Source organism: Altererythrobacter ishigakiensis (genome assembly GCF_001663155.1).
GTDB lineage: Bacteria > Pseudomonadota > Alphaproteobacteria > Sphingomonadales > Sphingomonadaceae > Erythrobacter > Erythrobacter ishigakiensis.
This window is the reverse complement of the sequence record NZ_CP015963.1, coordinates 1,201,773-1,214,197: the sequence shown is the minus strand read 5'-3', so window position 1 is coordinate 1,214,197 and position 12,425 is coordinate 1,201,773. Positions and strand designations below refer to the sequence as shown.

Sequence of the window (12,425 nt, the reverse complement as noted above, 5' to 3'; positions counted from 1 at the left end):
AAATCTCCTTACTTGAACCTTGTGTGTTGATGTCAGCAATCAGGCGAACAATGCCGGGCTGGCTGGGATGATAGTTGCGGCCATTACTGCGGTTGACAGAACAAGCGAAAAAGCGGCTGCGAAGATCTTGTTGGTCGTTTCAGTGGTGAAGAACATTGTAATTTCCTTTCATTCATTTGTTTGGCGAACCATTTCGCCGGACGCCCAACACATTGCAGAGACCGTGCCAGTTTTGAAAAATGGCAGATTTCTGCGGTTTTCTGAATATTCGTTCAGAAAGCCTTCGTTCATCAATCCGAAAGGTTGGGATTTTTCACCAATGTTCGGGATTGGTGATTTCTCCGGTTGGCCGCATGGCTAATCCCAAGCAAAATGCTAAGCGATAAAGCATCTTATGGCGCTTGATCGCATTGCCCTGTCCCACTTTCGAAACCACCGCCAGACTGAGCTGCGCGGCACGGCTCAGCTCAATCTGCTGTGGGGGGAGAATGGTGCAGGCAAGACCAACATTCTGGAAGCACTCTCCCTGCTGGCCCCTGGTCGCGGGCTACGCAGAGCGCCGCTTGGCGAAATGTGCGGTCCACTCGGCCAAGGTGGGTTCCAGATTGGGGCCAGCCTGATCGAGCAAGGTCACGAAAGCGCGCGTATTGGAACTTATGTCGATGCTGAAAGACCGGGCCGGCGGTTGGTTCGGGTCAACGGCGCGGAAACAAGCGCCCAATCGCTGAGCGAATGGATCGCTATCGGTTGGCTCACCCCTGCCATGGACGGGCTGTTTATGGACAGCGCCGGAGCGCGGCGACGGTATATGGACCGGCTCGCGCTCGCGCTGCGGCCCGATCATGCGCGGCATGTATCGCGCTATGAGACCGCGCTGCGCGAACGCAACAAGCTGCTGGAGGAGAACCGGGAAGCCACCTGGCTGGATGCGATCGAAGCACAAGTTGCGGAGCACGGGACTATGATTGGCGTAAATCGTGCAGCATTGGTGGCGACACTAACCGATGAACTGACTGCGCTGCCCGATGCGCCCTTTGCCAAACCTAACCTGACCTATCTGCCTGGTGGTCCTGAAGATCGCGAAGAGTTGCGCGCCGAGCTAGCCCGCACCCGCGGACGTGACCGCGCGGCAGGCCGCACTCTCACAGGCCCACATAGAGACGAGTTGGACGTAGTGATGGCCGGAACCGGTCAAGCTGCCGCGTCTTGTTCTACCGGCGAGCAAAAGGCGATGCTGATCGCACTGACGCTGGCGCACGCTGTGCTGGCAGCGGAGGGCCGCCCCGGCGTATTGTTGTTGGATGAAGTCGCTGCCCACCTCGATCCGGTACGGCGTACCGCTTTGTTCGAACGGCTTCGGTTAGGACGCGCTCAAGTGTGGCTGACAGGAACTGAGCCATCACCCTTCGAGGATATTCTCGGCGAAGCGGCCGTTTGGCGCATCAGCGACGGCGCGGCGATACGGGTTTAGCTTTGCTCTTCAGGAAGCGCGCTCCGCACTTCGTCGACTGTCGCAGAAACCAGCGTTTCAATCCCGATTTCGGTTGGATGAATTCGATCAGACTGAAACAGCGTCGGGTCTTGATAGATAGATTCAAGCCAGAACGGGATTAACGCGGTGCCGTATTCGCGCGCAAGGTCACTATATAGCGCATCAAACTCTGCCTGATATTCCGGCCCATAGTTCGGCGGCGCGCGCATACCCATCAATAGTACCCTGATACCCCGCTTTTGTGCCTCTTCGATCATGGCAGCAATGTTGGCACGGGTTTGATCCGGCGACAGTCCGCGCAGCAAATCGTTGCCTCCCAGCTCGATTATGACAAGATCCGGCTCATAATCCTGCGCATTAAGGGTAAAGGCAAAACGTTGTAATCCTGCTGCGCTGGTATCGCCGGAAATTCCAGCATTTGAAACGCGCGCGTTCACACCGTTGGCGCGCAATGCATTCTGCAGTTTGGCGGGGTAACTATCTTCCTTGTCGACATTGTACCCGGCGAACAGACTGTTACCAAAAGCCAGTATATCCCTCTGCGGCCCCATAACGGGAACCAGGGGTGCTTCTGCAGCATTGATATCCGAACCCGTGTCCGCTGCCTCTTCAGCGGGCGCATTCCCGCCACAGGCCGCCAGTGAAAGGGCGAAAATGATCGACCAAACGCCTTTTTGCATCTGCGAGTCTCCTTGTGCGACAACAATCCCTATGCGAATGCGACCACTGTGACCAACCCCTCTCTCGCAATTTCCGCCCGAAATCTAACCCTTACATTGGGCAGCGACGCTGCGCCGGTTGAAATCCTTCGCGGGATCGACCTCGATATCGCCCAAGGCGAAGTTGTTGCCCTGCTTGGCGCGTCCGGCTCGGGCAAGAGCTCGCTGATGGCGGTGTTGTCCGGGCTAGAACGCGCTAGCGGCGGCAGTCTGACCGTGGCGGGCGAAGACTTCACCCGTATGGATGAAGACCAACTGGCGCAGGCGCGCCGCGGCCGAATTGGAATCGTGCTTCAGGCGTTTCATCTTTTGCCTACCATGACGGCCGCGGAGAACGTAGCCACGCCAATGGAACTCGCGGACGTTTCTGGCGCAACCAAGCGTGCAGAAGAAGAACTGGCTTCGGTCGGCTTGGGCCACCGCCTGCACCATTACCCCACACAGCTTTCAGGCGGCGAACAACAGCGTGTCGCAATCGCGCGCGCAATTGCTCCGCGCCCCGAACTGATTTTTGCTGACGAGCCGACCGGCAATCTGGATGCCACGACTGGACAGGATATCATCGAACTGCTGTTCGCACGTCGTGCTGAAACCGGTGCGACACTGCTTATGATCACACATGACCGCAAATTGGCCGAGCGCTGTGAGCGTATTGTGACAATGGCGGATGGCGTGATCGTCTCTGACACGGCATCTACAAGCGCCGCAGCATGAACGCCGCCACCGCCAAACCGATGAGCTGGGTGATGGCCTGGCGCATTGCGAAGCGCGACCTCAATGCACGCTTCAAAGGTCTGCGCCTGCTGTTGGTTTGTATCTTTCTCGGAACAGCGGCTCTCGCGGCCATAGGAACACTGACCGCCGCGATCGAACGTGAACTGGACAATCGCGGACAAGAGCTGCTCGGCGGCGATCTGGAAGTCGAGGTCTGGCAACGCGATCTGACAGACGAAGAGAAGATCGCGCTGGCCGAGTACGGCACACTCTCCGGCGGGACGAGGATGCAGGCGATGGCCAGCACCGACGATGCTGCCGCGCCGGTACAACTGAAAGCAGTGGATGAACGCTGGCCGTTGTATGGGGTGCTTACCCTAACCGATGGACGCGAAGTCGGCGCTCCGGCAATTGGCGAAGCCTGGTTGGGCCAAGGCGCTCTGGATCGTCTCGACATCGAAGTGGGCGACAGCTTTCGCGTTGGCACAAACGAGCTTACCGCAGCAGGCGTGATCGAGAATGAGCCGGACCGCTTATCCGAAGGCTTCCAACTCGGTCCACCGGTCATCGTCGCGGCAGAGTATCCCTTGCGCGCGGGCCTGATCGCGCCCGGCGCACTTTATGAGAGCAAGTACCGCGTTGCGTTTGATGGCGGGCAAGACCCGGATGTAGTTCGCGAAGAACTGGAAGAGCGCTTTCCCAACTCGGGATTTGATTTCCGCGACCGTGACCGTGCATCGCCGGGCGCAGACCGATTTGTGCGCAATATGAGCGATTTTCTGACTCTGGTCGGTCTTGCCGCTTTAGTGATTGCGGGGATCGGCATTGGCGGCGGTGTATCAAGCTATCTTGATGCGCGCCGCAACTCGATCGCCACTTTCAAAGTCTTGGGCGCATCAAGCCGCGACATCGTGAAAATCTATGCATTGCAGATTGGCGCTGCGGCGCTGGTCGGCAGTCTCGCAGGCATTGCGACGGGTGTGCTGGTGACCCCGCTGCTGGGATACGCACTGCAGGGCTTGCTGCCGGTCGAAGGTGGCTTCGTGGTCGAGCCTGCACCTCTACTTCTGGCGGCATCTTACGGGTTGCTAGTTGCATTTGCCTTTGCCGCGACACCACTGCTGCGGGCACGAGCCTTCCCGGCGATGGCGCTGATGCGCGCGCGGGTATCACCGCTTGCGCGGGACTTGCGCGCCTTGATCTGGACGGGCCTTGGAATTGCCGCGATCTGTGCGCTGGCATTGCTGACAACCAATCAGCCGATGCTGTCTGGCGGGTTCTTGGTCGGCGCAGGCGGAGCGCTGATTGCGCTTGCGCTCATCGGCTTCGGAATCCGCTTCCTCGCAAGACGCGCGCCGCGGACGTCCAACCCGCTCTTGCGCGCTGCTGTTGCCAACCTTCACCGCCCGGGTGCCCCGACTGGCGCACTGGTTACGGCGCTGGGCTTTGGCTTGGCATCGTTCGTGCTGCTCGCAGCGATCCAGACCGCCATCAACGGGAATATCGAAAGCCGGGTTCCCCAAGAGGCTCCGGACTATTTCGTACTCGACATCCCCCGCGACGGCGAAGAGGATTTCCGCAATCTCGTCACCACTCTCGATAGCGAAGCAGCTATCCGAACAGTTCCCGCTCTGCGCGGCAGTGTCTTGGCATTCGGTCCTCGTGATGAGATGACCCGCGTCGCCGATCTGGAGCAGATCCCCGATGGCGCATGGTTTCTGCGGGGCGAGCGTGGGCTAACCTATGCCGACACCCTGCCACCCGGGAACTCGCTGGCCGAGGGAGAATGGTGGTCAGAGGGCTATGAGGGAGAACCTCTCGTATCGCTGGAAGCCGACGCAGCGCGAGCAGCGGGACTGGAAGTAGGCGATTATATCACAATAGGTGTGCTCGGAATCGAGCGTAACGTACGCATAGCAAACCTGCGCGTGATCGATTGGGAAAGCATGGGGTTCAACTATGCACTGGTTTTCTCAAGCAATGCGATTGCGGATGCTCCGCATAATCTGGCCGCGACCATCGAGCTTCAGGATGACAGCCAGTCAGGTGTTTTGTTGCGCCAGATGGTCAGCCGCTTTCCGTCGAGCTCTGTCATCGAGATTGGTCAGGTGCTGACCGAAGCGCGAACGATCCTTGAACAAGTCGGTGCCGCGACGCTTGCTGCTGCCTCCGTGGCGGTTCTGGCGGGGCTTGCAGTGTTGATGGGTGCAATTGCCGCTGCGCGAGCGTCGCGGACTTATGACACAGTTGTGCTGCGCGTGATGGGCGCAAGCCAACGCCAGGTGCTGGGCCTTCAGCTGGTCGAGTATGGACTGCTCGCGCTGCTGCTGGCGGTTGTCGCCCTAGCGCTCGGCTCAACACTGGCGTGGTTTGTGATCACCGAATTGTTCGAGTTCGACTGGCTGCCAAACTGGACCGAAGTGCTGAGCGTCCTGGGAATCGGCCTGGTATTGGTGCTCGGCTTTGCCATCGGCGGGTCGCTTCCATTGCTGAAAGCGAAGCCCGCCCAGGCGCTCAGAGAGTTGTAGAAAGCGAGCCGAGGCCCGCCCAATCACTTAGTCAAAGACGGTGGGGTCAACCGCGCCTTCGCCAGGGCGGCCCTTGATCACCAATGTACCGCAGATCATGTCATGCAGACCTTGCTTGCGGTCTGTAAAAGCCACCATGATATACCCGATCAACAGGATAATGCCTGACAAGATCTTCGCAAAATAGCGCCCTAATGCGCGCAGCCATGTAATCCGATTGCCGTCGGTATCGGTCACAATGATGCCCACAGCCATTTTGCCAAGAGTGCCTTGCTTGGACGAGCTTTCCATGACGACAAAGTACGCGATCGAGCCAAGGATGACGACGCCATAGGCAATCATGCCAACGCCGGTCGTAAAAGTTTCAGCGGCCTCTGGATCAAGTGAAGTGGCGCCAAATACACTCACTCCCAACACGGAATAAATGATAAACTGCGCAATCAAGAGGACCGCATAATCAATCAGATACGCTGCTACGCGTATCCAGAAACCGGCATAATTCGTCATTACCAAACTCCCCATCTGATGATTGAATGAAACTTGACGAAAAACTTGGCAAAATCAACAAACAAGGGGCCGGTTTTCACCGGCCCCTAAATGTCTATATCCAATCGAATTCGTCAGAATTTAAAGCGCACAACGCCGCCATAGGTGCGCGGCGCGTTCGGATAACCCGAAACCGAACCGGACTGAGCGACGCTGTCAAAAACTGTCGTGATAAACTCATCATCAGTCAGGTTACGTCCCCAAACACCGAACTCAAGACCGCTGTTCATCTTGAAAGTGATTGACGCGTTCAGCAGGTTGACCTCGCGGCGGAAGATCTGAGTATTGCCCAATGCCGTGTTGAAAGTCGGCAGACCATTGTTGATGTCCGTTGCACTCTCATGGTTATAGTCGATGCGAGTAACCAGAGCGTCACCGCTTGCAAATTCGTGAGTGTAAGTTGCGGATGTTGCGATCGCCCAGGCAGGAATGCCAGCCGGACGCTCGCCGGTAAGGTCACCCAAAACACTGCCAGGGAAGCTATCAAATAGCGGGTCGAGATGAGTTGCCGCGAATGTCAAGATAAGACCATCTGTCGGCTGCACATTGGTGTCGATTTCGAAGCCACGTACCGACTGCTTACCAGCGTTACGAAGCGCAAAGCCAGTACCTGTGAAGGCAAAGCTCTGGAAGCCATCAATCGACTGGTCAAACACAGCCATATTGAACCCGAAACCAGGCCATTGCGCTTTGAGGCCTATCTCATATACCTCCGCTTCTTCCGGACCAGCAAAACGCGAACCTGAAGCAAGGTTTGGTACAGCAAGCCCTGCGCTGAGGATTGGCGACGACGGAGCCAGAATGGTCGAGCCGAAAGGTCCAGCAACGAAGTCAGTGTTCAGCGGCCGACTGTCACGCGACAGGTTTACCGAGCTTGCCTTGAAGCCGGTCGCATAGCTCGCGTAGACATTGACTTCGTTTGATACCTGATAAGCTGCGCGAAGCAGGTAAGTGAACTTGTCGTCCCGTGTCTTGCCGTCTTCGACCGAGTTTGGAATGTCCAGGAATGGTGGCTGGAACTGGAACGCCTGCAGAGCAAGCAATTCGTTACAAGCCGGCGGCGGAGCGGTGATGGAACAAGGCGTCGTCGCGAGTGTCGCGATCTGTCCAAACAACGCCGGATTGGCCTGCGCAAAAGCGGCGATCACTGCTGGATCTGCCGAACCGATCGCGCCTGCGATAAATGCATCGGCGAAGTTAACCTGCGCAAGCGGGTCAAAGCTCGTTTGCGAAAGGGCAAAATCCTTGCTGTCGTCAGTGTAGTTGAAGCCGGCAGTGAAGACGAGGCCGTCAGCGGGTTCGAAATCGACTGTGCCGAACACCGACCACGCGGTATTCTCCATACCAAATTCTTCAGACGTGAGCAGCGGAGTATTAAAGATCGATTCTTGCGGGAAGCCGAATGCTGCTTCAAGACCGTTGAACAGTGTCGGTTGCCCTGTGATGACTGCTACGGGATCTTCGCCAGCCAAAATCTCGAAGAAGTTACGGATCTGGGTGCCGTTCTGAACACCGCTGACCTGGTCAATCTTTTCATCGAAATAGAAACCACCGAGCAGAAAGTTGATCGGGCCGTCAAAGTCGGACGCGATACGCAATTCCTGCGTGAAGGTTTCGACGTCCTGTTCGCGCGTCTCCGTTGCGATGTCCGCGCTGGTGAAATCGATATCAGTCAGGAAGTAGTTTTGGAGTTCGCGGTAGGAAGTGATCGAAGTGACCGAAAGTGGACCACTTTCCCAATCCACCTGCACGGAACCACCATAGTTATCGACTTCGTTCTCAGGCACGAAGTTGAGAAACACTTCGCGTGAGAAGAAATCGGTCGGGATTTGCCCGCCGACGGCAAGAACCCCACCGCCGGTTGGGCCGTTCACAAGATTGCCTACCGTGCAACAGACTTCATCAATCTTCGAGTAGTCGGCGATCGCGCGGATACGTAAATCAGGTGTCGGTTCAATCAACAATTGACCGCGCGCAGACCAGCGATTGCGATCGTTGATGTCTTCGCCCAGATTTACGATCTCTCCAAAACCATCACGCTGGTTGTAGCTGCCATCAATCGAAAACGCGATGTTATCGCTGATCGGGCCGGTTACGTCGCCCTTCAGGACGATGGCGTTGAAATTGCCGTAACTTGCTTCAACGCTGCCACCGAAAGTGAACTGAGGCTCACGTGTGACAACCGAAATAACGCCCGCCGAGGCGTTTTTGCCGAACAGAGTTGATTGCGGGCCATTCAAAACCTCGATGCGCTGAACGTTCGGAAGATCCGAAAGCGCGCCGGCAGAGCGCGAACGAAACACGCCGTCCACAAATACGCCCACCGATGGCTCGATGCCGAAGTTATTGTCACCATTGCCGAAGCCGCGAATGATGAACGTCGAGGCCGACGCGGTCTGTAGCTGGCTGACCCGCAGCGACGGAGTAACCGACTGGAGATCAAGCACGTCACGGATCTGTGCGTTCTCAAGCGTTTCACCACTTGTGACAGATACCGAAATCGGAGTTTCCTGCAGCGTTTGCTCACGCTTGGTCGCAGTAACGACGATCACATTACTATCGAATTCTTCTTCAGCGAATTCTTCATCCGCATCCTGTGCAAATGCCGCTGAAGGGATTGCGAAAGCGAGCGCCGCTGCGCCACTCAACAGAGCAATACGGGTCGATCCGGCAGAGCCGGTCCTGATGAATTTCATGAATACTCCTCTCTCAACGACAAACGGGGTACGCAGTTGTTCTTCCGCGCTTTTAGTTTGTCTCTACAAGATAATTACCGCGATGATGCTATTCGCACAAGCGGCTGACATTTGACTAACATAGTGAATCCACAGTGTGTTGCGGACGCGACACAGGTTCCGTTACGTCAGCCGCTTGTTAAGTCTTCGCCCATCGGCTAGATGCGCGGGAAATTGTGCGACGCAACATTGCGCACACCCCTGATTTCGAAAGAACCTGTATGTCCCGCTCGCTTCGCAATATCGCGATTATCGCTCACGTTGACCACGGCAAGACCACTTTGGTCGACCAATTATTCCGCCAGTCTGGCACTTTCCGCGAGAACCAGCGGATTGAAGAACGCGCAATGGATTCGGGTGATCTTGAGAAAGAGCGCGGGATCACGATCCTTGCGAAATGTACCAGCGTGGAGTGGGATCACGATGGTGAGATGACGCGCATCAACATCGTCGACACGCCCGGCCACGCAGACTTCGGTGCAGAGGTTGAGCGTATCCTGAGCATGGTCGACGGGGTAATCCTGCTCGTCGATGCCGCTGAAGGCGCAATGCCGCAAACAAAGTTCGTGACCGGAAAGGCGCTGGCTCTGGGCCTCAAACCCATCGTGGTTGTCAACAAGATCGACCGCCCCGATGGCCGTCCACAGGAAGTGCTCGACGAGGTTTTCGACCTGTTCGTGTCGCTTGATGCGAATGACGAACAACTGGACTTCCCGGTTCTGTATGCGTCAGGCCGCGATGGCTATGCCAGCGAAGATCAGGATGCTCGCGAAGGCACGCTCGCCCCGCTGTTCAACAAGATCGTTGAGCATGTCCCTGCACCCGGCCTCGAAACCTCGGGCCCGTTCAGCTTTCTCGCCACTCTGCTTGACCGCGACAACTTCATGGGCCGCGTACTGACCGGCCGCGTCCAATCCGGTACTCTCAAGGTCAATGATCCGATCCATGCGCTCGATATGGACGGGAACGTCGTTGAGGTGGGCCGCGCAACCAAGCTGATGAGCTTTGACGGACTGGAGCGGGTTCCGGTTGAGAGCGCGCAGGCAGGTGACATCATCGCGCTGGCAGGTCTTGAAAAGGCCACCGTTGCCAACACTATCGCTGATCCATCGGTCAAACAGCCGATTGCCGCGCAGCCGATCGACCCACCGACGTTGGCGATGCGCTTTGCTGTCAATGACAGCCCGCTCGCTGGCCGCGAGGGCGACAAAGTTACCAGCCGCATGATCCGCGACCGCCTGCTGCGCGAAGCAGAGACCAATGTCGCGATCCGCGTAACAGAGGCCGATGACAAGGATAGCTTTGAAGTCGCTGGGCGCGGCGAATTGCAGTTGGGCGTGCTCATCGAAACCATGCGCCGCGAAGGCTTCGAGCTTGGAATTTCGCGTCCAAAGGTTCTCTTCCGCGAAGAAGATGGCCAGCGCATGGAGCCGTATGAAACCGTCGTGATCGACGTTGATGATGAGCACTCGGGCACGGTCGTCGAGAAGATGCAGCGCCGCAAGGCAGAGATGACCGAAATGCGTCCCTCAGGCCAAGGCAAGACCCGGATTACGTTTTCTGCCCCGTCTCGCGGGCTGATCGGTTACCACGGTGAATTCCTGTCCGATACCCGCGGCACAGGCATCATGAACCGTCTGTTCGAGAAGTATGGCCCGTATAAAGGCGCGGTCGGCGGCCGTATCAACGGCGTTCTGATCTCCAACAGCGACGGCGAAACAGTTGCCTATGCCCTCAACGCGCTGGAAGAGCGCGGCGAGCTGTTCGTCGGCGCACAAGTGAAGGTCTACGAAGGCATGGTCATCGGCGAAAATGCAAAGCCCGATGATCTGGAAGTGAACCCGCTCAAGTCGAAGCAGCTCACCAATATCCGTTCATCAGGCAAGGATGAAAGCATCCGCTTGACTCCTCCGCGTAGAATGAGCCTGGAGCAAGCGATTGCCTATATCGACGATGATGAGATGGTCGAAGTGACCCCTCAGTCGATCCGCCTGCGCAAGACGCTGCTTTGCCCGCACGAACGCAAGAAAGCGAAGCGGAAAAAAGACGCGGCCTAACTCAGCTGAGCGAAGTATTGTTGCGCGCTGCACATCGGGCATGCAACAGTCTTTGTGTGAACGGGAGGATGATGTGGCAAAGCTTGCTATTTCCTGGCCGGCTGTGGCCATCGCTTGCGTGATTTGTTAGCCGCTCCTGCGATATGCAAACAGCAACGCTTGTAACTCTCGCCCTCTACTTCATCCTCATGATCGGCATCGGGCTGTTCGCCTGGCGCAAATCGACCGACACATCGGAAGGTTATCTGTTAGCCGGGCGCAATCTGCCGCCAGCTGTGGCTGCGCTTAGTGCCGGCGCTTCGGACATGTCCGGCTGGCTGCTGCTGGGCCTACCAGGCGCACTATATGCCAGTGGTCTTGTCGAAGCCTGGATCGGGATCGGATTATTTGTCGGCGCGGTAGTCAACTGGATCGTTGTTGCTCCGCGCTTGCGCGAACAGACGGAAACGCGCGGCAATGCTCTGACAATCCCGGAATTTCTCGCTAACCGCTTTCCCGATAAGGCGGTGGCACTGCGGGTGGTTTCCGCGATTGTGATTGTAGCTTTCTTCACTGTCTATACCGCAGCCGGGCTGGTTGGCGGAGGCAAGCTGTTCGAAACAGCCTTTGCTGGGCTTCTGCCCAATGTTGCCATGAGCGATTACATGCTTGGTATCTGGATCACCGCTGGCGTCGTGCTGGCCTACACCATGGTTGGCGGGTTCCTTGCAGTCAGCCTGACCGACTTCGTGCAGGGGTGCATCATGGTTGTCGCACTTGTCCTGATGCCGCTCGTCGTCATGTTCGGGAGCGGCGGCGAAGCAGGAGGTTCGATCGCCGACGTCGCAGCATCACAGCCCGGATTCCTTAGCCTGACGGAGGGGCTGACACTGCTAGGCTTTATCAGCGCAGTTACCTGGGGTTTGGGCTATTTTGGTCAGCCGCACATCATCGTTCGCTTCATGGCTATTAGCACCATCGAACAAGTCAAGACCGCGCGAAATATCGGACTGACATGGATGGGTGTAGCGCTGATCGGAGCAATCGGGATCGGTATTGCGGGACGCGCTTACGCGGATCGCAACGGGATTTTGGTCGAAGATCCCGAAACGATCTTCATTGTTCTTTCCGAGTTGCTGTTTCACCCGCTGATTACAGGCTTCCTGTTAGCAGCCCTGCTAGCAGCGATCATGAGCACAATCAGCTCGCAACTGCTCGTATCCTCCAGTTCGCTGACCGAAGACTTCTACCGCTTGTTCCTGCACAAAGGTGCCAGCGAACGCGAGCGCGTGAACGTCGGACGAATATCTGTCGCACTGGTCGCGCTGGCCGCGATCGCGATTGCGAGTGATCCGGATAGTCAGGTGCTGGGGCTGGTCTCCAACGCCTGGGCCGGCTTCGGCGCAGCCTTCGGCCCGCTTATCATCCTCTCTTTGACATGGGACCGGATGACCGGTGCAGGCGCCGTTGCCGGCCTTGTCACAGGCGCAGCAGTGGTCGCCGCATGGATCGCTATTGGCCTTAATTCGGATTTCATTGCCGGGCAGGGCCTCTATGAAATCGTTCCTGGCTTCGTTGCTTCTTGGATTGCGATTGTGCTGGTGAGCAAGGCCACCGGAACCGAGGGCGCGAAGCAGGGTTAAGCTTGCAAGGAC

9 protein-coding genes are annotated in these 12,425 nt (G+C 57.2%); 6 read left to right on the top strand and 3 right to left on the bottom strand.

The window, feature by feature from the left end:
• The first annotated feature begins 19 nt into the window (after positions 1 to 19).
• Positions 20 to 361, top strand: coding sequence for a hypothetical protein (locus A6F69_RS13130; protein ID WP_067598474.1), 342 nt, complete (start codon positions 20 to 22; stop codon positions 359 to 361).
• Between the two features lie 33 nt (positions 362 to 394).
• Positions 395 to 1,471: a DNA replication/repair protein RecF gene (gene recF, locus A6F69_RS05640; RefSeq protein ID WP_067598471.1), complete on the top strand. Its 1,077-nt coding sequence runs from the start codon at positions 395 to 397 to the stop codon at positions 1,469 to 1,471.
• Here recF and A6F69_RS05635 read toward each other — a convergent pair.
• The gene (locus tag A6F69_RS05635; RefSeq protein WP_067598468.1) at positions 1,468 to 2,172 is read right to left on the bottom strand and encodes an arylesterase; all 705 of its coding nucleotides are present in this window, start codon (positions 2,170 to 2,172) and stop codon (positions 1,468 to 1,470) included. The two genes, recF and A6F69_RS05635, sit on opposite strands and share 4 nt — an antisense overlap.
• A 12-nt stretch (positions 2,173 to 2,184) precedes the next feature.
• On the opposite strand from A6F69_RS05635, the gene A6F69_RS05630 reads away from it, so the two are divergent.
• Complete coding sequence (locus A6F69_RS05630) at positions 2,185 to 2,925, top strand: ABC transporter ATP-binding protein (protein ID WP_067598465.1); 741 nt, start codon at positions 2,185 to 2,187, stop codon at positions 2,923 to 2,925.
• Complete coding sequence (locus tag A6F69_RS05625) at positions 2,922 to 5,453, top strand: ABC transporter permease (protein WP_067598462.1); 2,532 nt, start codon at positions 2,922 to 2,924, stop codon at positions 5,451 to 5,453. Before A6F69_RS05630 ends, A6F69_RS05625 begins: the two co-directional genes overlap by 4 nt.
• Before the next feature lie 27 nt (positions 5,454 to 5,480).
• Here A6F69_RS05625 and A6F69_RS05620 read toward each other — a convergent pair whose 3' ends face one another.
• The gene (locus A6F69_RS05620; RefSeq protein ID WP_067598459.1) at positions 5,481 to 5,960 is read right to left on the bottom strand and encodes an RDD family protein; all 480 of its coding nucleotides are present in this window, start codon (positions 5,958 to 5,960) and stop codon (positions 5,481 to 5,483) included.
• 113 nt (positions 5,961 to 6,073) lie between these two features.
• Positions 6,074 to 8,695, bottom strand: coding sequence for a TonB-dependent receptor (locus A6F69_RS05615; protein ID WP_067598456.1), 2,622 nt, complete (start codon positions 8,693 to 8,695; stop codon positions 6,074 to 6,076).
• 260 nt (positions 8,696 to 8,955) lie between these two features.
• Here A6F69_RS05615 and typA point away from each other — a divergent pair, with 260 nt between their 5' ends.
• Positions 8,956 to 10,791 carry a translational GTPase TypA gene (typA, locus tag A6F69_RS05610; RefSeq protein ID WP_067598454.1) on the top strand — a complete coding sequence of 612 codons (1,836 nt, stop codon included), beginning with the start codon at positions 8,956 to 8,958 and terminating at the stop codon, positions 10,789 to 10,791.
• Positions 10,792 to 10,934: 143 nt separating this feature from the next.
• A complete protein-coding gene (putP, locus tag A6F69_RS05605) occupies positions 10,935 to 12,413 on the top strand; it encodes a sodium/proline symporter PutP (RefSeq protein ID WP_067598452.1) in 1,479 nt (492 codons plus the stop codon).
• Positions 12,414 to 12,425 lie beyond the last annotated feature (12 nt).

Bases quoted from the DNA above. Each gene is read 5' to 3' on its own strand.
- recF (WP_067598471.1), top strand. From the start codon at position 395: ATGGCGCTTGATCGCATTGCCCTGTCCCACTTTCGAAACCACCGCCAG.
- A6F69_RS05635 (WP_067598468.1), bottom strand. From the start codon at position 2,172: ATGCAAAAAGGCGTTTGGTCGATCATTTTCGCCCTTTCACTGGCGGCC.
- A6F69_RS05625 (WP_067598462.1), top strand. From the start codon at position 2,922: ATGAACGCCGCCACCGCCAAACCGATGAGCTGGGTGATGGCCTGGCGC.
- A6F69_RS05620 (WP_067598459.1), bottom strand. From the start codon at position 5,960: ATGACGAATTATGCCGGTTTCTGGATACGCGTAGCAGCGTATCTGATT.
- A6F69_RS05615 (WP_067598456.1), bottom strand. From the start codon at position 8,695: ATGAAATTCATCAGGACCGGCTCTGCCGGATCGACCCGTATTGCTCTG.
- typA (WP_067598454.1), top strand. From the start codon at position 8,956: ATGTCCCGCTCGCTTCGCAATATCGCGATTATCGCTCACGTTGACCAC.
- putP (WP_067598452.1), top strand. From the start codon at position 10,935: ATGCAAACAGCAACGCTTGTAACTCTCGCCCTCTACTTCATCCTCATG.